The organism is Micromonospora sp. NPDC048843 (genome assembly GCF_040649965.1).
Classification (GTDB): domain Bacteria; phylum Actinomycetota; class Actinomycetes; order Mycobacteriales; family Micromonosporaceae; genus Micromonospora; species Micromonospora hortensis.
In genome coordinates this window covers 48,969-69,625 of sequence record NZ_JBEZGJ010000003.1, presented here as the reverse complement: position 1 = coordinate 69,625, position 20,657 = coordinate 48,969, and the positions used below count along the sequence as shown (strand labels likewise).

Below are 20,657 nucleotides of genomic sequence, written 5' to 3'. Positions count from 1 at the left end.
CCATGGCATTGCTGCGCTGTCGGGGCCTGCGCAAGGAGTTCGGCGGGCACACCGTGCTCGACCACCTCGACCTGACCGTCGCCGAGCATCAGGTGGTGGCGGTGATCGGCGCGTCCGGGTCCGGCAAGTCGACACTGCTGCGCTGCGTCAACCTGCTGGACGAACTCGACGACGGCACCATCGAGTTGGACGGGGAGGACATCTCCGATCCCCGGGTCGACCCGGACCGGGTCCGGCGGCGGATCGGCATGGTGTTCCAGGCGTACAACCTCTTTCCGCACCTGAGCGTGTTGGACAACATCACCCTCGCGCCGCGCCGCGTACACGGGCGGGGACGGACGGAGGCCGAGGCGCAGGCCCGGGAGCTTCTCGACCGGGTGGGGCTCGGAGCCAAGGCGGACGCCTACCCGGACCGGCTCTCCGGCGGGCAACAGCAGCGGGTGGCGATCGTCCGGGCGATGGCCAACTCACCTCGTCTGATGCTGCTCGACGAGGTCACCTCCGCGCTCGACCCGGAGCTGGTCGGCGAGGTCCTGACGATGATCCGCGACCTGAAGGCCGACGGCATGACAATGGTGCTGGCCACCCACGAGATGGGCTTCGCCCGGGAGGTCGCCGACGAGGTGTGCTTCCTCGACGCCGGGCGGGTCGTCGAGAGCGGCCCGCCCGAGCAGGTGCTCGGCGAGCCGACGCAGCCCCGTACCCGACAGTTCCTGCGCCGGATCATCGAGGCCGGCCGTCTCTGAAGGCCCGCCTTCAGAGACGGCCCGGGCGTCAGCCGCCGAAGCCGACCCGCTGGGCGTTGCCCGCAGCCACCGTCCGCACGGCCAGCGCGGCGTCGAGCGCCGCCACCGTGGCGGCCCAACCCTTGTCCTCGGCCGAGCCGGGCAGACCGGCCCGGTCGCGGGCCTGCTCGATGGTCTCCACTGTCAACACCCCGTGCGCCACCGGCTTGCCCTCGTCCAGCGCCACCCGGGTCAGCCCGTCGGTGACCGAACGGCACACGTAGTCGAAGTGGGCGGTGGACCCACGGACCACCACGCCGAGGGCGACCACGACGTCGCAGCGGCGGGCGAGGGCCTGCGCGACCACCGGCAGTTCGACCGAACCGGCGACCCGGGCGACCACGGAACGCGCACCGCACGCCTCGGCGGCGGCCACCGCACGCTCCAGCATGTGGTCGGTCAGCTCGCCGTGCCAGCGGGCGGCAACGACCCCGACGGTCAGCCCCGCGGCGTCGACCGCCTCGACTCCCGGCTCACCGAAACCCGCCATCGTCATGCTCCGATCTCGTCGTTGGCGACCGGACGCCCCAGCGGCGCCTCGGACACCTCGTCCAACTCGTCCAGCAGGTGACCCATCCGGTCCCGCTTGGTGCGCAGGTAGCGCATGTTCTCCGGGTGCGCGCCGACCGGCAGCCCCTCGCGGCCGGTGATGGTCAACCCGTACCCCTCCAGCCCGGCCCGCTTGGCCGGGTTGTTTGTCAGCAGCCGCATCGACCGCACGCCCAGGTCGTAGAGGATCTGCGCGCCGGTGCCGTAGTCGCGGGCGTCGGCCGGCAGGCCCAGGTCGAGGTTGGCGTCGACGGTGTCGCGGCCCAGGTCCTGCAACTGGTACGCCTGCAGCTTGTGCAGCAGGCCGATGCCGCGCCCCTCGTGCCCACGGACGTAGAGCACCACGCCCCGGCCTTCCTGCCCGACCCGCGCCAGCGCGGCGTCCAGCTGCGGCCCACAGTCGCAGCGCAGCGAGCCGAACACGTCCCCGGTCAGGCACTCGGAGTGCACCCGGACCAGCACGTCCTGGCCGTCACCGAGGTCACCCAGCACCATCGCGACATGTTCGGCCGGGTCGTGCTCGGCGCGGTAGCCGAGCGCCCGGAACACCCCGTGCTTCGTCGGCATCCGGGCGTCGGCGACCAGCTCGACCTGCTTCTCGGTACGCCGACGGTAGGCGATCAGGTCGGCGATGGTGACGAGCGTGAGGCCGTGCTCGGCGGAGAACTTCTCCAGGTCCGGCAGGCGCATCATGGTGCCGTCGTCGTTGACCAGCTCGCAGAGCACGCCCGCCGGACGCAGCCCGGCCAGCCGGGTCAGGTCGATCCCCGCCTCGGTGTGCCCGGGTCGGCGCAGCACCCCGCCCTCGCGAGCGCGCAGCGGCACCACGTGCCCGGGGCGGGCCAGGTCGGTCGGGTCGGTCGCCGCGTCGGCGAGCAGCCGGCTGGTGTGCGCCCGGTCGGCCGCCGAGATGCCGGTGCTGACCCCCTCGCGGGCGTCCACTGTCACCGTGTACGCGGTGCCGCGCCGGTCCTGGTTGGTGTGGTGCATCGGCGGCAGGTCGAGCCGGTCGGCTTCGCTCTCGGTCAACGCCACGCAGACGTAGCCGGAGGTGTAGCGCACCATGAACGCCATCAGCTCCGGCGTGGCCAACTCGGCCGCGAAGATCAGGTCGCCCTCGTTCTCCCGGTCCGCGTCGTCGACCACGACGACCGGCCGCCCGGCCGCGATGTCCGCGATCGCCTGCTCAATATCCCCAAAGCTGGTCACGCGACAGCCTCCCGGTAGATGGGCGTACGGACGGTCGCCGCGGCGCGGGAGGTGCGCCACCAGGCGGCGAAGCCCCAGACGCAGAGGGCGCCGTAGATCAGGTACATGACGGCCGACGGGTAGAACCCGCCGCGCAGCAGCAGCGGCACCCCGACCGCGTCCACAGCGATCCAGAGCAGCCAGAACTCCACCCAGCCGCGGGCCATCCCGTACGTGGCCAGCAGGCTGCCGGTGAGGATCCAGGCGTCGGGCAGCGGGCCCCACGAGCCCAGGGCCTTGAGCAGCGGGTACGCCGCGGCGGTGCCGATCACGGCGGCCACCAGCAGCATCAGCCGCTCCCGTCCGGTGGCCCAGCGCGGCACGACAGCGGCCTGCCCGCCGTCGGCGCGACGGTTGCGCTGCCAGCGCCACCAGCCGTAGACGCTGACAGCGAAGAAGAACACCTGCCGGCCGGCCTGCCCGTACAGGTCGTGCTCCTGCGGTGTGGCGAACACCCCGCCGAGGAAGACGGTGAGGAGCAGCGCGTTACCGACCATGCCGACCGGCCACGCCCAGACCAGCCGGCGCAACCCGAGCAGCGCCGAGACCAGCCCGAACGCGTTGCCGACGATCTCCCTGGCCAGCACCGGCGAGCCGGCGACGTGCACCTGCGCGTCCAGCAGCCAACTGAGCGGGCCCATCAGGCCACCCCGCCCTGGTTCGCGGCCAGCCCGCTGGTGTCGGTGAGCCGGTCGCCGAGCAGCCGCTCGACGTACTTGGCCAGCACGTCCACCTCCAGGTTGACCGGGTCGCCGACGCCCTTCGCGCCGAGCGTGGTCAGCTTGAGCGTGGTGGGGATCAGCCCGACGGCGAATTCGTCAGCGCCGACGGCGGCGACTGTCAACGAGACACCGTCGATGGTGATCGAGCCCTTCTCCACCACGTAGCGGGACAGGGCGGCGGGCAGTCGGAACCGGACGGTCTCCCACTGCTCGGCCGGTTCCCGGGAGATGAGTTCACCGACGCCGTCGACGTGGCCCTGCACCAGGTGCCCGCCGAGGCGGCTACCGAGCGCGGCGGCCCGCTCCAGGTTGACCGGGTCGCCGGGGCGCAGCGCGCCGAGCGCGGAGCGGCGCAGCGTCTCCCCCATCACGTCGGCGGTGAAGACGCCGTCGCCCACCTCCACGACGGTCAGGCAGACACCGTTGACGGCGATCGAGTCGCCGTGCCGGGCGTCGGACGTGACCAGCGGGCCGCGGACGCCCAGCAGCGCCGAATCGCCTGCCGTCGGCTCCACCCGGACGATCTCGCCCAATTCCTCGATAATGCCGGTGAACATCTCAGCCCTCCCTTTTGCGGGGCAAAGCGGTGATCCGGAGATCCGGACCGATCTGCGTAACGTCGACGAACTCCAGATCGATTGCCTCGGCGATGGTGGTCACTCCCACGTCGACCAGAGCCGTCGGGCCGGCGCCGAGCAGCCGCGGCGCGACGTATCCGACGATCTTGTCGACCAGGCCGGCCTTCAGAAACGCGCCGGCCAGCCGGGGGCCGCCCTCCAGCAGCACCGCGCGGACTCCGCGCTGGTGCAGCGCCGCGAGCAGCGCCGACAGGTCGACCCGGCCGTCCGGGTCGGCGCCGACCTCGTCGGCGGTAGCGATCCACGTGCGCGCGGCGCCGTCGCGGACCTTGGCGTCAGCCGGGGTACGCCCCGAGCTGTCCACCACCACCCGCAGCGGCTGCCGGATGGCCAGGCTGCCGTCACGCAGGTTGCGGGCGGTCAACCGGGGGTCGTCGGCGAGCACTGTGCCCACCCCGGCGATGACCGCGTCGACAGTGCCGCGCAGCGCGTGCACGTCGATCCGGGCCGCCTCCGAGGTGATCCACATGCTGGTGCCGTCCGCCGCGGCGGAGCGCCCGTCGAGCGTGGCGGCGTACTTCCAGATCACGTACGGCCAGCCCCGGCGCATCGAGGTCAACCACGCGACGTTGCCGGCCTCGGCCTCCTCGCCGCGTACCCCCAGATCGACCCGGACCCCGGCGGCGCGCAAGGTGGCGGCGCCCCCGGAAGCGACAGGGTTCGGGTCGGGTACGGCGATGACCACCCGGCCCACCCCGGCCTGGACGAGCGCGGAACTGCAGGGGCCGGTGCGGCCGGTGTGGTCGCAGGGTTCCAGAGTGACGACAGCGGTGCCGCCCTTGGCCCGCCGCCCGGCCTGCGCCAGGGCGACGATCTCGGCGTGCGGCCCCCCGGCGTACGCGTGGAAGCCCTCGCCCACGACCTCGCCGTCGGAGTCGAGGAGCACGCACCCGACCACGGGGTTGGGGCTGGTGGTGCCGAGCCCGCGCGCCGCCAACTCGATCGCACGCCGCATCGCCTCATCAACGGAGACGCTGGCCATCGCGCTGCCCCTGCCCTCTCACTCGCCGGTCCGCGCGCGGGCGGTCAGGGAGGCGGTGGCCATGGGGCCACGGGCAGGCGGTGGCGGATTCCGGGAACGGCACAGCCGCCCCGGGGGGTCGGCACGGCACGCTGAAGCCAGCGGCCGGCTCGGACCCGTCCGTCCCGCGCGCTGTCTCCCATCCGGACTGTCTGGGCGCGGACGAACCGCCCCCAACCGTCGGCCCCGGATTTTCACCAGGTCCACCGGACGGCAGAGCCGTCCGGGTCGCGGGCTGACCACGGTTGGACCGTGGATCACCGCCGGTTCGGAATTTCACCGAGTCCCGCCAGCGCGTGGTGGGTACACGGGAAGTCTTACACGCCGATCCGGCTCCGCCGCCACCTAGGCGAGCTACTTCACAGCGGTATCACGCTCAGGTGACGCCGCGACGCCGGTCCACCGCCACGTACGAGCCCGGTTGGCTCTTGGCCACCGTCTTCATCTCCGAGGCCACAGCTATCGCTTCGAGCGGGTCGGTGAACCGTTTGCCGGCGTCGGAGAGGGACACCCCGATGGAGAGCGTGACCAGGGCCGCCCGCCGGATGTTGCCGCGTCGATCCTTCAACTCGACGAAGCCGCGCTCCCGGTCGGTCTGGTCGTAGAGCGTGTCGGCGGCGTTCTCGAAGTCGACGACCGCCCGGGACGTCAGTGGGCGCACCTGGTCCGGGGCGCAGACGATGACGAAGTCGTCGCCGCCGACGTGACCGAGGAAGGCCGGTGGCAGCCCGACGCCCACCACCGCCCGGTGCAGGCTGCGGGCCAGCGCGGAGATGAAGTCGTCGCCGCGCACGAAGCCGTACCGGTCGTTGACGCTCTTGAACCGGTCGATGTCGACGTAGCCGACGGCGTAGTCCACGCCGTTTCGCACCCGATCGCTGATCTCCCGACGGATCCGGCTGTTGCCGGGCAGCCCGGTCAGCGGGGAGACCTCCCGGAACTCCTTGTTGCGGCGCAGCGTGGACGAGACCCGGGCCACCAGCTCGGCAGTGTCGAACGGCTTGACCAGGTAGTCGTCCGCGCCGGCGCTGAGCCCGTGCACCTTGTCGACTGTCATCCCCTTGGCGGTCAGCATGATCACCGGAAGGGCGGACGTCATCGGGTCGGCGCGCAGCCGGCGGGTCAGCTCCAGCCCGTCGATCCGGGGCATCATGAGGTCGACCACCGCCAGGTCCGGCCGCTGGCGCTCGATGACCTCCAGGGCCTCCTGGCCGTCGCTGGCGTGGATCACCTCGAAGCCGTGCAGCCGCAGGTTGAACTCGACGAACCGAGCGATGTCCTCGTCGTCGTCCACGACGAGGATGATGTCCTTGCGGTCGGCCTCGGGCTCCACCTCAGGCCCCGGGCGCCGCGCGTTCCGCCAGTGCCCGCAGGTGCCGTACCGCCTCCGCCGGGTCGGCGGCCCCGTACACCGCGGTGCCGGCCACGAACGCGTCAGCGCCAGCCGCGGACGCCTGCTCGATGGTGTCGGCGGCGATCCCGCCGTCCACCTCGATGCGCAGTTCCAGGTGCCCGGCCGACGCGTGCCGCCGGGCCGTCCGCACCTTCTCCAGGAGCTGCGGAATGAACCGCTGCCCACCGAAGCCCGCCTTGATCGTCATGATCAACAGGGTGTCGAAGCTGGGCAGCAGGTCCAGGTAGGGCTCGATCGGGGTGTCCCGGTCGATGGCCAGGCCCGCCTTCGCACCGGCCGAACGCAGGTCCTTGGCGAGCGCCACCGGGTCGTCGGACGCCTCCGCGTGGAAGGTGACGTTGTACGCCCCGGCGTCGGCGTACCCGGGGGCCCACCGGCGCGGGTCCTCGATCATCAGGTGCACGTCGAAGGGCATCGCCGTGACGGCCCGCAGGCTCTGCACAACGGGCAGCCCAATGGTCAGGTTCGGCACGAAGTGGTTGTCCATCACGTCGACGTGCAACCAGTCCGCGGCGTCCTCGACGGCACGGACCTCTTCGGCGAGGCGGGCGAAATCGGCGGCCAGGATGCTCGGCGCGACGATCGGCGGCGGTACGGTCACGGGGCCAGTGTACGAACGTGGCCACCCGCCACCCGCATCGCGGCACCTGTGGGGACGCGCTGTGACCCAGCAGTGACCATTGGTGCAGAATTGGACGCTCCGGACCCCCGAATCCGGACGAACAGACATCAGCCACTGGCCGATCGACGGAAACGCGACGACACTCCATCCGGGACGGTGCCGTAGGCTGCACGCCCGCCGGGGTCTCGCCGCGGGCGCGGCGACCGGCCGCCAGCTCCCGGGAGGGCGGACGATGCGACGGTGGCTTCCAGCGCTGGTGCTGGCCAGCGTCACGACTTTGCTGCTGGCCGGCTGCGCGCCGGCGCGGGGCGCGGACGGTGATCTCACCGACGACTGGCCGACGCTGCGGGTTCCGAAGCCGTTCACACCCGCCACCGACACCTGTCTGCCGCGGATCGCCACCGTTGTGCAGGCCAGCACGTACGAGACGGTGGACTGCGCGCGCAACCACCTGGCCGAGACCATCCACGTCGGCACCTTCGTCGGGCCCGACGCGCTGACCGAGGCCCGACCGGCACCCGGATCGTCGGCGCTGCGCACGGCTCGCGCCGAGTGCGACCAGCGGGCCCGGGAGGTGCTCGGCGGCGACTGGCACACGGCCCGTCTCGCGCTGTCCCTCGCGTTGCCGTCCGGGCCCGCCTGGGCCGGCGGCGCCCGCTGGTTCCGCTGCGACCTCAGCGAGACCGGCAGCATCGACAACACCCGCCCGGTGAACCGGACCGGCAGCCTGCGCGGCGCGTTGATCGGCGACACGCCCCTGACGCACCGCTGCTTCGACCCCAAGCTGATCGGCGACAACCTCAACTACATGGCGCCGGTGCTCTGCACCGAGCCGCACCGCGCCGAGTTCGTGGGCGTCTACGAGGAGCGGGACATGAGCTGGGCGGAGTTCGCCAGGTCCGCCGAGCAGGCGCACCGACGCTGCATGGCGCTGATCGCCGAGTACGCGGCGGTGCCCAACAACAGCGAACTGCCGTACCGGGCCGGGTCCATCTACTACCCGCCGTCGCAACGGGAGTGGGAGGAGGGCGACCGTGGAGTGCGCTGTTTCCTGTGGAGCGACGACCGCAAACTCACCCGCTCGATGCGCGGCGCCGGTCCTGAGGGACTGCCCGCGATCTGAGCATCGTTGCCGTATGCTGCTGCGCCGTGGCGCTATCGACCGGCTGGGTCCGGTCGGGGGCCGGCAGCGGCGGGAGGTCGGGATGCGACGGTGGTTGGCGGCGTTCGCCGGGGGTGGGGCGCTGGCCCTGGCGCTGGCCGGGTGCGGCGCACCCGCCGGAGTCGACAGTGACCTCATCGACGACTGGCCGGCGCCCGTCGCGGCGCAGCAGTTCGTCCCCGCTGCCGACGTCTGCCACCAGAGCTCCCAGCAGGTCGGCTTCCTGACCGGCTACAACCCGACGGCGTGCACGGAGGCGCACCGGGTGGAGACCATGCACGTCGGCACCCTCACCGGCCCGGGTGCCGAGGGTGGCACGCCCCCGCAGCCCGGCTCGCCCGGCATGCGAGCCGCGCAGACCGGGTGCGACACGGCGGTCAACAAGGCGGTGGGAGCCGACTGGCGTTCCGGGCGGCTCGGCCTGACCGTCGTGCTGCCGTCGCCGCAGGCCTGGTCGGGCGGGGCCCGCTGGTACCGCTGCGACGTCACCGAGATCGCCAGCATCGACGACACCGCCGTCGACCTGCGCACCGGCAGCCTCAAGGGCGCGCTGTCCGGAACGGCCCCGCTGGCGTACCGCTGCTTCAACCCGAAGCTGGTCAAGGACGACATCGACGAGATGGTGCCGGTCTCCTGCACCGCCAAGCACCACGCCGAGTTCGTCGGCGTCTGGCAGGCGCCGGACACCAGCTACACCGAGTTCACCCGCAGCACCAAGCGGACCCACCGGGCCTGCCAGACGATGATCGCCAAGTACGCCAAGGTCCCGGACAACTCCCAGCTCGACTTCCGCGCCGGCACGATCTACTACCAGCCGTACGAGGAGGAGTGGCGCAACGGGAACCGGGGCGTGCAGTGCTTCCTCTGGATCTCCGACCGGAACCTGACCCGCTCGATGAAGAACGCCGGCACCAAGGGCCTCCCGGTCACCTAGCGCGTGTCGGTCGGGCCGAGCGTTGTCGCACCGCGTCCGGCCGGTCGGCTGACCGGCCGGACGCGTGGAACGGATCAGCCTCGGCGCAGGACGGCGAGGAACATCGCGTCGGTGCCGTGGCGGTGTGGCCAGAGCTGCACTGTCGGCCCGTCACCGAGACCGGGCATGCCGGCCGGCAGCAGCGGGCGGGCGTCCACGAAGTCCACAGCAACCCCGCTACGGCGGGCCGCCTCGGTAACCGTCACGTGCGTCTCGACGGTGTGCGGCGAACAGGTGACGTAGGCGACCAGGCCACCCGGGCGGACCGCCCGTAGCGCCGCGCCGAGCAGTTCCCGTTGCAGCCGGGTCAGCGGCGGCAGGTCGGACGGTTGGCGACGCCAGCGCGACTCCGGCCGACGACGCAGCGACCCCAGCCCGGTGCACGGCGCGTCGACAAGCACCCGGTCGAAGTGCTGCTCCGGCAGCTTCGGGTCCCCGCCGACCTCACGGCCGTCCATCGTCAGCACGGCCACCGGCAGATCCCGGGTCGCCAGGGAGACCAGCCGGGCGCGGTGCTCGGCCACCTCCACAGCTGTCACCCGGGCACCCCGCTGCGCGGCCAGCGCGCCGAGCAACCCGGCCTTGCCACCCGGGCCGGCGCACAGGTCCAGCCAACGCCCGTCCGGGCCGTCCAGCGGCGCGTCGGCGAGCGCGGTGGCCACCAGTTGGGAGCCCTCGTCCTGGACGTGGGCCCGGCCGTCGACCACCGCGGGGATGTCGCCCGGCGACCCGCCGGGCAGATAGACGGCGTACGGCGAGAAGGCACCGGGCGCTCCACCAACCTGGTCGGCCAGCTCGACCGGGTCGATCAGGCCGGGCCGGGCACACAGGTGCACCGGCGGGCGCTCATTGTCCTCGATCAGGAGGCGCTCCGTCTCACCCAGATCGCCGCCGAGCGCCTCGGAGAAGGCCCGCACGATCCACTGCGGGTGGCTGTACGCCAACGCGAGGTGCCCGACCGGGTCGGTCTCCATCGGTGGGGCGAGCTTCGCCACCCAGGCGTCCGCGTCACGGGTGGACACCTCGCGCAGCACCGCGTTGGCGAACCCGGTAGCGCCCGGTGCGACCGAACGGACCAGGTCCACAGTCGACGAGACAGCGGCGTGCGGCGGCACCCGGGTGTGCAGGAGTTGGTACGCCCCGAGCCGCAGCGCGTCGCGTACCGGCGGGTCGATCCGGGCCACATCCCGGCCGGCCGCGTCGGTCAGGATCGCGTCCAACGTGCCCAGGTGGCGCAGAGTGCCGTAGGTCAGCTCGGTGGCGAAGGCCGCGTCCCGACCGAACAGCCCCTCTTCCCGCAGGATGATGGGCAGCACCAGGTTGGCGAACGCGTCGTCGCGGTGCACCGCCGCCACCGCCTCGTACGCGGCGCGGCGCGGTCGGTCCAGCGGTGGTCGGACCGGGCGGCGATCCCCGCCACGGCCGGTCGACGGGCCGGAGCGAGTCGGTCGGGTTCCCTCCGGTGCCGTCACGCGAAGTCCTCTCCAGTGCCGACCCGGACGCCGCGCGCCCAGTCGGTCGCGTCCATCGCCCGCTTGCCCGCGGCGCGGACCTCGCCGAGACGTACCGGCACTGTCGCCGTGCCGGCCAGCACCCGGGACTTCTCCACCAGCAACTCCCCCGGCTTCAGCTCGGGGCCGTCGGGCACCGGGACGACCGGGCCGAGCTTCACCCGCTCGTCGCGGAACGTGGTCCAGCCACCCGGCGCGGGCGTGCAGGCCCGGATCCGCCGATCCACGGCGAAGGCCGGGTCGCTCCAGCGCACCCGCGCGTCGTCCACTGTCAGCTTCGGCGCCAGCGACACCCCGTCGGCCGGCTGCGGCTCGGCGCGGGCGGTGCCGTCGGCGATCGCGTCGAGCACCGCCACCAGCAGCCCGGCACCGGAGTCGGCGAGCCGCCCCAGCAGATCGCCGGAGGTGTCGGTGGCGCGGATCTCGTCGGTCAGCGTGCCGTAGACCGGGCCGGTGTCCAGGCCCTCCTCCAACTGGAAGACGCTGGCCCCGGTCAGCTCGTCGCCGTGCAGCACGGCGTGCTGCACGGGTGCGGCGCCACGCCACGCGGGCAGCAGGGAGAAGTGCAGGTTGATCCAGCCGTGCTGGGGGATCTCCAGGGCCGCCGGCGGCACCAGCGCGCCGTAGGCGACCACCGGCACGCAGGCCGGCTCCAGCTCGCGCAGCCGGTCGAGGAACTCCGGCTCGCGGGGACGGGCCGGTGTGAGCACCTCGACGCCGTGCTCGTCGGCCCACGCGCCGACCGGCGAGCGGGACAGGCCCCGCCCACGCCCCGCGGGCGCGTCGGGCCGGGTGACCACGGCCACCAGCTCGTGTCGGGAGGCGGCGACGGCGGCCAGGGCGGGTACGGCGACGGCCGGCGTACCGGCGAAGATCACGCGCATCCGGGTCAGCGCCCCAGACCGAAGGGGTCGCTGATGTGCGGGCTGAGCTTGACAGTGGGCGGGGCCGCCGCGTCGTACCACTCGGCCTGGCGGATCGCCTTCATGGCTTCCTTGCGCCCCTCCGGGTCCAGGCGGTCCAGGAAGAGCACCCCGTCGAGGTGGTCGGTCTCGTGCTGCACGCAGCGCGCCATCAGGCCGGTGCCGACGATCTGCATCGGGTCGCCGAACGAGCTGAAGCCCTTGGCGATGACGTTCTGCCGACGCTTGGTGTCGAAGTAGAGCCCGGGGATGGACAGGCAGCCCTCCGGGCCGTCCTGCTCCTCCTCGTCGGGAAACTCCAGCACCGGGTTGATCAGGTGTCCGAGGACGTCGTCGACGTCGAACGTGAACACCCGCAGGCTCACACCGAGCTGCGGCGCGGCCAGGCCGGCGCCGTTCTGCTCACGCATCGTGTCGGTGAGGTCGGCGACGAGCCGACGTAGCTCGGCGTCGAAGTCGACGACCGGATCGGCCGGCGTGCGCAGCACCGGATCCCCAAACAGACGGATGGGCTGGACGGTCACGCGGGACGGCTCCTTCTTCGGGTGGACGAGCGGTGCCGTACCAGTCTACGGAGTGCCCGGCCGGGCGTCGGGCGGCGCACCTCGCTCAACCACCGCGGGTGTGCCCAGGGTCACCGCCGGGCTCCCCGGCAAACAGCTCCCGCACCCGCTCGGCGTCCGGGTGGCCGAGATCGTCGAGGATGACCAGGGCCCGCCGCCAGGTGCGCGCGGCCCCGGCCGTGTCCCCCACCGCCTGCCGGCTCTCGCCGAGCCGGGAGAGGGTGTCCGCCTCGTCGTAGCGGTCGCTGACCCGCCGGTACAGCCCGATCGCCCGCTGGAAACAGCGGATCGCCGCTCGATGGTCGGCCAGTCGGGCGTGGATGAAGCCGAGGCTGTCCCAGGTGTTCGCCTCGCCGTGCCGATCGCCTGTCGTCCTCAGCAGCGCCAACGCCTCCCGGCAGTGCCCGAGCGCGGGCTCGTACCGGCCGAGCTGGGCGTACGCCCACCCCACCGCGTTGCGGGCGCTGGCCTCCCCGGCGACGTGCCCGGCGGCCCGGTACAGCGCCAGGGCCCGCTCGCTCTGCTCCAGCGACTCGGCGTGCCGACCGAGCCCGTCGAGCATCGCCCCGAACGCCCGGTGGGTGCGCGCCTGCCCGGTGTGGTCGCCCAGCTCCGCGAAGATCACCAGGGCTTGCCGGTAGTTCCTCGCCGCCTCGTTCACCCGACCCAGCCGGGACAGCACCCGGGCGAGATCGCGGTGGGCGTTCGCCTGCCCGGGTCGGTCACCGGCCCGCTGTGCCCCGGCCAGGGCGTTGCGCTGGGCCACGGCCAGGTCCGGCCACCGCCCCCGGCGTTGCAGGAAGTCCACCAGTGTCCAGGCCAGCTGCCACGCGTGGCCGTCGAACCCGGCCCGCCTCGCGTGCGCGACCGCCGCCAGCAGCACCGGGTACTCGACACTGAACCAGGCGAGCGCCTGACCGAGGTCGGTGATCTCCTCGGGCAGCACACCCGGCGCGGCGGCGGCGAGGGTGACCGGGTCCCGTCCCGGTTGCAGCAGCAGCGCCGCCGCGTGCGCGGTGTGCAGGTAGTGGTCCAGCCCACGCCGGATCGCGGCCCGCCGGGCCTGCTCCGGTTCGAGACGTTCGACCTGCTCGGCCGCGTACGCCCGCAGCAGGTCGTGAGCACCGAACCGGCCGGGGGTGTGCTCGGTGACGAGGTGCGCGTGGGCCAGCTCAGCCAGCAGTCGGGGCACCTGGGCCGGGGGTAGCCCGGCCAGACTGGCCGCCGCGGCGAACCCGATGTCCGGTCCGGGATGACAGCCGAAGAGCCGGAACAGGCGGGCCGCTGCCGGGGTCAGGTTCCGGTACGACCAGGAGAAGACGGCCTGCACGTCGGTGCCGGCGTCCCCTCCGTCGAACGAGTCGAGTGGTCGCGGCGCCGCCCGCAGTTCGGCCGCGAGGGTGGCCAGCGGGAACGTCGGCTTCTCCGCACCTCTCGCGGCGAGCACGGCCAGCGCCAGCGGCAGCCGCGCACACCGCTCGATGATCTCGTCCACCGCCTGCGGCTCGGCCGCCAGCCGGTCCGCGCCGAGCCGCCGCGCCAACAGTTGCCAGGCCTCAGCGGTGCTGAGCAGGTCGACGCCGATCGGCCGGGCGCCTTCGGCGGCGATCAGCCCGGCGAGCCGACTGCGGCTGGTCACCAGGACCAGGCAGTGCGGGCTGCCGACCAGCAGGGGTCGGATCTGGTCGGCGTTGCGGGCGTTGTCCAGCAGCACCAGCATCCGGCGGCCGGCGAGCAGGCTGCGGTAGAGGCCCACCTGCGCGGGCAGGTGGGTGGGGATGCGTTCGGGCGGTACCTCGAGGGCCTCCAGGAAACCTCGGACCGCCTCGACGGCCGTCACCACAGTCCCGGTGGCGTCGAACCCGCGCAGGTCGACGTAGAGCTGCCCGTCCGGGAAGCGATCGGCGACCCGGTGCGCGAAGGTGACCGCGAGGGTCGTCTTGCCGACCCCGGCCGTACCCGACAACGTCATGACGGTGACCGACGCCACGCCGTCGTCCCCGGGCGCCACGGCGCGAGCGCATTCGGCATCGAGCTGGGCGAGTTGGGCCGCCCGCCCGACGAAGCCGGGCAGCGCCGGGGGCAGTTGGCGGGGTATCGGAAACCGTGGGGACGGGGCGCCGGCGCGTGGGCCGCCGGCCCTGGCCCGCGCCACCACCCGCCCGGTGGTGGCGTGGTCGCGGTTCGGGCGTCGACGTCGCTCCTCGACCCGGTCCCGCGCGGTGGCCAGCACTCCCTGTTCGGCGGGAGTGGCCCCGAGCAGTCGAATGAGGGCGTCGAACCGCTCCGGCGGCGGCAGGATGTTGCCGGCGAAGTACTCCCCGATGATCCCGCGCGACCAGCCGGTCTTCGCAGCCAACTGCCGGTACGTCAGCAGGGTCTCGCCCTGCTGCCGGGCTTCGCGGCGGCGTAGCTGGCGCAGCAACCCGGCCAACTCGGACAGTGTCTGCGCCTCGGTGCCGGCGCGGGCCAGCTCGGGTGACCCGTGTGACGTCTGATGAGTGCCGGAAGGTATCCACTGCTCAGACATGCGACCCCCACCCCGGTCATCCGGCCCCCCGGATGCGCACGGGCAGGGTAATTCCGGCCCCTCGCCGCTCGATAGACGGCTGCCAATGTATGACAGTTCCACGTCGCCCGTACCGGCTACGTGACCACCGGTCGGGTCCGCGCCTGGCGGATGCCCTACGAGGACATCTTCTCCGGCACGGCGGAGTGGGCGCCTCAGGCGTCATCCTCGGCTGAGCCGTTCCGCGACCGCCGTGCGACCCGGTGACCCGGGCCGGCGCGCGTACCCCGCGCGTCGGTCCGGCCGCACGCTGGGTTCAGACGCTGGCGCCCGGGTCCCCCGCGAGCACCGCGTCGCCGCGGAGCAGAGCGGGCTCGGGCAGCGGCAGTTGGATCTTGTGAGCCGCCTCCCAGTCGTAGATCAGACCGGGGCGCACCTGGGCGGCGAAGTAGTCGATAGCTGTCATCCCACCCACTACCGGCTCGTCGACCTCCGCGACCAGCTGGGCGGGGACCATCGAGAACCCGTTCTGCAGGGCGGCGCTGAGGCGACGGTGGCCGTCGACGACGAAGAAGTATTCGCCGGTGAACCCGATCTTCAGCGGTTCGAGGGCCTCGTCGCCGGCCTCGGCCACCCCACCGACGAAGTCGGTGTCCCACAGACCACGCAGGGTGGCGATGTCCTCGGTCGGGTAGACCCGGGCCGGGTCCAGCAGCAGCAGCGGCGGCGCGTCGCGCAGCACCTCGGCGCCGAGCGTGCCCTCGTACGCGGCCACGATGTGCTCGATCACCTCGGTGGCGGACGCCCGGGTGGTGTCGCAGATCAGGTCATAGTTGCGCAGCCGGGCCTTGTCCACCCCGTAACGGATGATGAACCGGCTGCGCTCGCTCGCGCTGCGCTCCCGGAGCTTGGCCTTGGCCTCGTCCAGGGAGGCGTAGCTCTCCGCCGGCCCGGAGGGGCGGGCGAGCACCCGGCGGGCCGCCTCGCCCGGCTCGGTGATCATGTGCACCTTGAGCGCGTCGGTGAAGAAATGCCAGGCCAGCCGGGAGTCCATGATGAGGCGCTCACCGGAGGCGGCGATGTCCCGCTGAAGCTGGTCGACGTAGCCGTCGACGGCCTGGTCGAGCTCGGCGTGCAGGTTGAGCTGCAGCGCGGTCATCTGCCGCTGCTGCGCCATCTCCCGGTAGAGGTCCCCCACGCTGACCCGGCGCATGCCGAGCCGCTTGGCGATCTCGACCGACACGGTGCTCTTGCCACTGCCGAGGTCGCCGTTGAAGACGATCGATTGTCCAACGGTCACGACTGGTCCACCCCTGATCACCGGCTCATTGACATCATCGACCTCGCGCCCGACCGACGCGTTCCCGCCATCGTCGCGCCATCCCGCGACGGCTCCAGCTCGGCGCGGCTGACGCCCCCTCGAAACCTGGAGCCCGTCGTACGCCTTGGCATGACGGGCGATGCTACCACTCGGGCGCCACCGCTTTGCCGGACGCGGTGTGCGAGGGCCCCTGGTAGCGGGCGAGGTCCGTGACGGTCGGCACCGGCCGAAACGCCTCAGAAAAGGCTCAGCGGATCGACCTGGAGACGAACCGGATCGGCGGCCTTGCGAGCGGCCCGGACGCCAGCGGCCGAGTGCAAAGCCTCGGCGAGCGCGGCGGCCCGGGCCCGGGGCACCCGGACCAACATCCGCTCCCGGCCCTCCTCGGCCGGCACCGGCCCGAGCACCTCGGCATCGTCCGGCAGCCGGGCCGCCGCCAGCAGGTCCGCCACCGCCTCGGCCGCCCCGGTGACGCTCGCCATCCGCACTGCGGGCGGGAAGCCCAACTCGCGGCGCTCGGCCAGCTCCCGACCGGCGAACCAGCCGGCGTCCCAGCGCAGCAGCGCCTGCACGGGGGCGAGCGCGCCGTCGGCAACCACCACCACCCGACCGGCCGGCGCCGGGCGGGCCAGCGCCGCAGCCGCCAGCCAGCGGCGCAGCGCCTCCTCGCCGGCGCGCAGGTCGGCCCGGGTCAGCAGGGCCCACGAGTCGAGCAGCAGCACCGCGCCGTAGCCACCCTCGGCGACCGGCTCGGCGCCCGGGGTGGCCACCACCAGGGCCGCGCCGCCGGGAACGTCGGTCAGCACCTCCTCGCGCCCCGAGGTGCGCACCGGCACGTCGGGGAACGCCCGGCCCAGCTCCTCGGCGGTCCGCCGAGCGCCGGTCACCGCGGCCCGCAGCCGCCGCCCACCGCACTCCGGGCAGGCGTACGCGGCCGCCACCCGGGCGCACCACCGGCAGGCCGGGGTACCACCGGCCGAGGGCAGCGCGAGCGGGCCGGCGCAGTGCGCGCAGCGGGCCGGAGTGCGGCACTCGGCGCAGGAGATCGACGGGAGGTAGCCGCGGCGGGGCACCTGCACCAGCACCGGCAGGTCCTGGCGGAGCGCGTCGCGGGCGGCCGTCCAGGCCAGGCTGGGCAGCCGGGCCGTGGCGGCCCCGGGGTCGCGGGCCAGTTGTGGGTCGTCCCCGGTCGGCGCGATGGCCGGGATCCGCGCCCGCACTGTGACCCGGTCGGCGACCACCTCCGGGGCCCAGCCGGTCTCCACCAACAGCTGCGCCTCGGCCGTCCGGGCGTACCCGCCGACGAGCGCGCCGGCCTCGGCGAGGTGGGCGCGGGTGAGCAGCACGTCGCGGGCGTGCGGGTAGGGCGCCCGGGGCTCGGAGTGCAGGTCGTCACCGTCGTCCCAGACGGCGACGAGGCCGAGCCGGGCCACCGGGGCGAACATCGCCGCCCGGGTGCCGATCACCACAGGCACCTGGCCACGGCGAGCGGCGAGGAACGCCCGGTACCGCCGGGCCGGGCCGAGCGCGGCGGAGAGGCTGACGTGCCGCCCCGGGCCGAGCACACCGGTGAGCGCTGCGTCGAGGCGGTCGAGGTCACGCGCGTCGGGCACCACGACCACCGCGCCGCGCCCACCGGCGACGGTGGCCGCCACCGCGTCGGCGTAACGGGCCGCCCAGTCCTCACCGGGCAGCGCCGACCAGACCGCGCGGGGCGCCCGGCCGTCGGCGAGCGCCCGCAGCAGCGCCGGGCCGGTCGGGTAGTCGCGCCACCCGCGCGGGTCGACCGCCCCGGTGGGGGCCGCCGGGGCGGGTGGCTCGTCGTAGGGCTCCTTCTCCACCCGCGCGTGCCGGGGCGGCACGGCGAGCCGGAGTACGTCGGCGAGGCTGCCCGCGTACCGGTCGGCGACCGCCCGGGCCAGCCGGGCGACCTCGGGGGCCAGCACCGGCTCCGGGGAGACCACCTTCTCCAGGTACGCGAGGCGGCCGGTGTGCCCGGAGTCGTCGGCGCGCGACAGCAACCACCCGTCGACGAGTTGCCCGGCGAAGCGCACCTTCACCCGGGTACCGGGCACCGCCACCTCGTCCAGCTCCGCCGGCACCAGGTAGTCGAACGGCCGGTCCAGGTGCGCCAGTGGAACATCCACGCAGACGCGCGCGACCGGCGACCCGTCCGCGGGTCGCCGGTCGCTGCGCTTGGTGGCGGTCAGGCTCCCGCGGCCGACTTGAGGTCGGCGGCCCGGTCGGTGCTCTCCCAGGTCAGGTCCGGCAACTCCCGGCCGAAGTGGCCGTACGCGGCGGTCTGCTGGTAGATCGGGCGGAGCAGGTTGAGGTCCCGGATGATCGCGGCCGGACGCAGGTCGAACACCTCGGTGACGGCCTTCTCGATCGAGGAGACGGGCACGGTCTCGGTGCCGAACGTCTCGATGAACAGGCTCACCGGGTGCGCCTTGCCGATCGCGTAGGCGACCTGCGCCTCGCACCGCTCGGCCAGACCGGCGGCGACCACGTTCTTGGCCACCCAGCGCATCGCGTACGCGGCCGAGCGGTCCACCTTCGACGGGTCCTTACCGGAGAACGCGCCGCCACCGTGGCGGGCGTACCCGCCGTAGGTGTCGACGATGATCTTGCGGCCGGTCAGTCCGGCGTCGCCCATCGGGCCGCCGATCTCGAACCGGCCGGTCGGGTTGACCAGCAGCCGGTAGCCGTCGGTGTCCAGGCCGAGGCTCTCCAGCTCCGGGGCGATCACGTGGTCGCGCACGTCCGGGGTGAGCAGCGAGTCCAGCGAGATGTCGGCGGCGTGCTGGCTCGACACCACAACGGTGTTCAGCCGGACCGGGCGCAGCCCCTCGTACTCGATGGTGACCTGGGTCTTGCCGTCCGGCCGCAGGTACGGGATCGTGCCGTCCTTGCGCACCGCCGAGAGGCGACGGGCCAGCCGGTGCGCGAGCGCGATCGGCAGCGGCATCAGCTCGGGCGTCTCCGAGCAGGCGAAGCCGAACATCATGCCCTGGTCGCCGGCGCCCTGCGCGTCCAGCGCGCTCTCCGATGCCCCGGTGCGCAGCTCGAAGGCGTTGTCCACACCCTGCGCGATGTCCTCGGACTGCGCGCCGATGGAGACGCTGACCCCGCAGGAGGCGCCGTCGAAGCCCTTCTTCGACGAGTCGTAACCGATGTCGAGGATGGTCCGGCGGACGATCGTCGGGATGTCGGCGTACGCCTTGGTGGTCACCTCACCGGCGATGTGCACCTGACCGGTGGTGATCATGGTCTCCACTGCCACGCGGCTGTGGGGATCCTCGGTCAGCAGCGCGTCGAGGATGCCATCGCTGATCTGGTCAGCGATCTTGTCCGGGTGGCCTTCCGTGACCGATTCGGACGTGAAGAGACGGCGTGTCACGGCACTCCTAAGCGTATGAGGTCGTTCCGCGGCAGTCTAATCACCACTGCGGCCGGTGTCGGGATCGGTCGCGCCCTGTTCCACCCGTCAGGAGCGGCCGGGTAGCCGCGCCACGACGAGATCCCAGACGGCGTCGGCCACGGCTTCCTTGGCCTGCTCGGGCAGCCGGCTGACCGAGCCGTCCGCGCCGATGACCGTCACCGTGTTGGTGTCGGCGCCGAAGACCAGGTCCGGACCGACCTCGTTGACAACGATCAGGTCGGCCCGCTTCCGGGCGAGTTTCGCCCGGCCGTTGGCCTCGGCATCGCCGGTCTCGGCGGCGAACACCACCAGCACCTGCCCTGGTCGTTTGCGCTGGCCGAGCTCCGCCGCGATGTCCGGGTTCGTGACGAGCTCGATGGTGGGTGCGACACCGTCGTCCGACTTCTTGATTTTGCCAGTCGCGTACGTCGCGGGCCGGAAATCGGCCGGAGCCGCCGCCATCACCACCGCGTCGGCCTCGACGGCGGCCTTGACTGTCGCCTCCCGCAACTCGGCGGTGGTGCCCACCCGGATCAGGTCGACCCCGGCCGGGTCGGCGAGGCCGACGTTGGCCGAGATGACCGTGACCCGGGCACCCCTGGCGACCGCCGCGCGGGCGAACGCGTACCCCTGCTTGCCCGACGAGCGGTTGCCCAGGAAACGCACCGGGTCGAGGGGCTCGCGGGTGCCACCGGCGGTGACCACCACCCGGCGACCGGCCAGGTCGGCGGGGGCGGAGTCGCCGCGGGCCAGGAGCCGACCGGCGACGGCGAAGATCTCCGCCGGGTCGGGCAGCCGACCCTTGCCGGTGTCGGCGCCGGTGAGCCGGCCGACGGCGGGCTCGATGACCCGGACCCCCCGGGAGCGCAACGTGGCCACGTTGGCCACAGTGGCGGGGTGCTCCCACATCTCGGTGTGCATGGCCGGGGCCAGCAGGACCGGGCAGCGGGCGGTCAGCAGGGTGTTGGTCAGCAGGTCGTCGGCGAGGCCGTGGGCGGCCTTGGCGAGCAGGTCGGTGGTGGTCGGCGCGACCACCACCAGGTCGGCCTGCTTACCGAGCCGGACGTGCGGCACCTCGTGGACGTCGGTCCAGACGTCGTCGGCGACCGGTTGACCGGAGAGCGCGGCCCAGGTCGGCGCTCCAACGAAGCGGAGCGCCGACGCGGTTGGCACGACCCGAACCCGGTGACCCGATTCGGTGAAGAGTCGCAGCAGCTCGCACGCCTTGTAGGCGGCGATGCCGCCACCGACCCCGAGGACGATCGAGGCGGACAT

The 20,657-nt window shown here is 73.1% G+C and carries 18 protein-coding genes and 1 riboswitch; of the genes, 3 read left to right on the top strand and 15 right to left on the bottom strand.

Going from position 1 to position 20,657, the window contains the following annotated elements:
- Nucleotides 1-2 precede the first annotated feature (2 nt).
- Nucleotides 3-746, top strand: a complete 744-nt coding sequence (locus AB0C20_RS01500; protein WP_357189722.1) for an amino acid ABC transporter ATP-binding protein — start codon at nt 3-5, stop codon at nt 744-746.
- 28 nt (nt 747-774) lie between these two features.
- Here AB0C20_RS01500 and ribH read toward each other — a convergent pair whose 3' ends face one another.
- From ribH to rpe, 7 genes are all read right to left on the bottom strand, one after another.
- Entirely contained in the window at nt 775-1,275 is a 501-nt protein-coding gene (gene ribH, locus AB0C20_RS01495) for a 6,7-dimethyl-8-ribityllumazine synthase (protein ID WP_091401939.1), read from the bottom strand.
- 2 nt (nt 1,276-1,277) lie between these two features.
- Nucleotides 1,278-2,543: a bifunctional 3,4-dihydroxy-2-butanone-4-phosphate synthase/GTP cyclohydrolase II gene (locus tag AB0C20_RS01490; protein WP_357189724.1), complete on the bottom strand. Its 1,266-nt coding sequence runs from the start codon at nt 2,541-2,543 to the stop codon at nt 1,278-1,280.
- Nucleotides 2,540-3,223, bottom strand: coding sequence for a nicotinamide riboside transporter PnuC (pnuC, locus tag AB0C20_RS01485; RefSeq protein WP_357566990.1), 684 nt, complete (start codon nt 3,221-3,223; stop codon nt 2,540-2,542). The genes AB0C20_RS01490 and pnuC overlap by 4 nt, the downstream gene beginning before the upstream one ends.
- Nucleotides 3,223-3,861 (bottom strand): riboflavin synthase, encoded by a 639-nt coding sequence (locus AB0C20_RS01480; RefSeq protein WP_357189728.1) that lies wholly within the window; start codon nt 3,859-3,861, stop codon nt 3,223-3,225. Before AB0C20_RS01480 ends, pnuC begins: the two co-directional genes overlap by 1 nt.
- Nucleotide 3,862: 1 nt before the next feature.
- The gene (gene ribD / locus AB0C20_RS01475; RefSeq protein WP_357189730.1) at nt 3,863-4,924 is read right to left on the bottom strand and encodes a bifunctional diaminohydroxyphosphoribosylaminopyrimidine deaminase/5-amino-6-(5-phosphoribosylamino)uracil reductase RibD; all 1,062 of its coding nucleotides are present in this window, start codon (nt 4,922-4,924) and stop codon (nt 3,863-3,865) included.
- Nucleotides 4,925-5,090: 166 nt separating this feature from the next.
- A riboswitch (FMN riboswitch) is annotated at nt 5,091-5,261 on the bottom strand.
- Nucleotides 5,262-5,339: 78 nt separating this feature from the next.
- A complete protein-coding gene (locus AB0C20_RS01470) occupies nt 5,340-6,296 on the bottom strand; it encodes a response regulator (RefSeq protein WP_238686775.1) in 957 nt (318 codons plus the stop codon).
- Nucleotide 6,297: 1 nt separating this feature from the next.
- Nucleotides 6,298-6,978, bottom strand: a complete 681-nt coding sequence (gene rpe / locus AB0C20_RS01465; protein ID WP_357189733.1) for a ribulose-phosphate 3-epimerase — start codon at nt 6,976-6,978, stop codon at nt 6,298-6,300.
- A gap of 253 nt (nt 6,979-7,231) precedes the next feature.
- On the opposite strand from rpe, the gene AB0C20_RS01460 reads away from it, so the two are divergent.
- Nucleotides 7,232-8,122 carry a septum formation family protein gene (locus tag AB0C20_RS01460; RefSeq protein WP_357189735.1) on the top strand — a complete coding sequence of 297 codons (891 nt, stop codon included), beginning with the start codon at nt 7,232-7,234 and terminating at the stop codon, nt 8,120-8,122.
- Nucleotides 8,123-8,204: 82 nt separating this feature from the next.
- Nucleotides 8,205-9,095 carry a septum formation family protein gene (locus AB0C20_RS01455; RefSeq protein ID WP_357189801.1) on the top strand — a complete coding sequence of 297 codons (891 nt, stop codon included), beginning with the start codon at nt 8,205-8,207 and terminating at the stop codon, nt 9,093-9,095.
- 74 nt (nt 9,096-9,169) lie between these two features.
- On the opposite strand, the gene AB0C20_RS01450 is transcribed toward AB0C20_RS01455, so the two are convergent.
- The 8 genes from AB0C20_RS01450 to coaBC form a co-directional block, all read right to left on the bottom strand.
- Nucleotides 9,170-10,606, bottom strand: coding sequence for a transcription antitermination factor NusB (locus tag AB0C20_RS01450; RefSeq protein WP_357189737.1), 1,437 nt, complete (start codon nt 10,604-10,606; stop codon nt 9,170-9,172).
- The gene (fmt, locus tag AB0C20_RS01445) at nt 10,603-11,529 is read right to left on the bottom strand and encodes a methionyl-tRNA formyltransferase (RefSeq protein ID WP_238686778.1); all 927 of its coding nucleotides are present in this window, start codon (nt 11,527-11,529) and stop codon (nt 10,603-10,605) included. The genes AB0C20_RS01450 and fmt overlap by 4 nt, the downstream gene beginning before the upstream one ends.
- A 5-nt stretch (nt 11,530-11,534) precedes the next feature.
- On the bottom strand, nt 11,535-12,092 hold the full coding sequence (def, locus tag AB0C20_RS01440; RefSeq protein WP_357189739.1) for a peptide deformylase: 558 nt from the start codon (nt 12,090-12,092) through the stop codon (nt 11,535-11,537).
- Between the two features lie 85 nt (nt 12,093-12,177).
- Complete coding sequence (locus tag AB0C20_RS01435; protein ID WP_357566989.1) at nt 12,178-14,661, bottom strand: tetratricopeptide repeat protein; 2,484 nt, start codon at nt 14,659-14,661, stop codon at nt 12,178-12,180.
- A 295-nt stretch (nt 14,662-14,956) separates the two neighbouring features.
- Nucleotides 14,957-15,940: an AAA family ATPase gene (locus tag AB0C20_RS01430; RefSeq protein WP_357189743.1), complete on the bottom strand. Its 984-nt coding sequence runs from the start codon at nt 15,938-15,940 to the stop codon at nt 14,957-14,959.
- A gap of 257 nt (nt 15,941-16,197) precedes the next feature.
- Nucleotides 16,198-18,108: a primosomal protein N' gene (locus AB0C20_RS01425; protein WP_357189745.1), complete on the bottom strand. Its 1,911-nt coding sequence runs from the start codon at nt 18,106-18,108 to the stop codon at nt 16,198-16,200.
- A gap of 59 nt (nt 18,109-18,167) precedes the next feature.
- On the bottom strand, nt 18,168-19,361 hold the full coding sequence (metK, locus tag AB0C20_RS01420; protein WP_091401916.1) for a methionine adenosyltransferase: 1,194 nt from the start codon (nt 19,359-19,361) through the stop codon (nt 18,168-18,170).
- Nucleotides 19,362-19,448: 87 nt separating this feature from the next.
- On the bottom strand, nt 19,449-20,657 hold the full coding sequence (gene coaBC / locus AB0C20_RS01415; RefSeq protein ID WP_112641759.1) for a bifunctional phosphopantothenoylcysteine decarboxylase/phosphopantothenate--cysteine ligase CoaBC: 1,209 nt from the start codon (nt 20,655-20,657) through the stop codon (nt 19,449-19,451).

Excerpts from the sequence above, each read along its gene's own strand:
- ribD (WP_357189730.1), bottom strand. The coding sequence starts at position 4,924 with ATGGCCAGCGTCTCCGTTGATGAGGCGATGCGGCGTGCGATCGAGTTG.
- fmt (WP_238686778.1), bottom strand. The coding sequence starts at position 11,529 with ATGCGCGTGATCTTCGCCGGTACGCCGGCCGTCGCCGTACCCGCCCTG.
- pnuC (WP_357566990.1), bottom strand. The coding sequence starts at position 3,223 with ATGGGCCCGCTCAGTTGGCTGCTGGACGCGCAGGTGCACGTCGCCGGC.
- AB0C20_RS01435 (WP_357566989.1), bottom strand. The coding sequence starts at position 14,661 with ATGTCTGAGCAGTGGATACCTTCCGGCACTCATCAGACGTCACACGGG.
- AB0C20_RS01455 (WP_357189801.1), top strand. The coding sequence starts at position 8,205 with ATGCGACGGTGGTTGGCGGCGTTCGCCGGGGGTGGGGCGCTGGCCCTG.
- AB0C20_RS01500 (WP_357189722.1), top strand. The coding sequence starts at position 3 with ATGGCATTGCTGCGCTGTCGGGGCCTGCGCAAGGAGTTCGGCGGGCAC.
- AB0C20_RS01460 (WP_357189735.1), top strand. The coding sequence starts at position 7,232 with ATGCGACGGTGGCTTCCAGCGCTGGTGCTGGCCAGCGTCACGACTTTG.
- coaBC (WP_112641759.1), bottom strand. The coding sequence starts at position 20,657 with ATGTCCGCCTCGATCGTCCTCGGGGTCGGTGGCGGCATCGCCGCCTAC.
- AB0C20_RS01480 (WP_357189728.1), bottom strand. The coding sequence starts at position 3,861 with ATGTTCACCGGCATTATCGAGGAATTGGGCGAGATCGTCCGGGTGGAG.
- ribH (WP_091401939.1), bottom strand. The coding sequence starts at position 1,275 with ATGGCGGGTTTCGGTGAGCCGGGAGTCGAGGCGGTCGACGCCGCGGGG.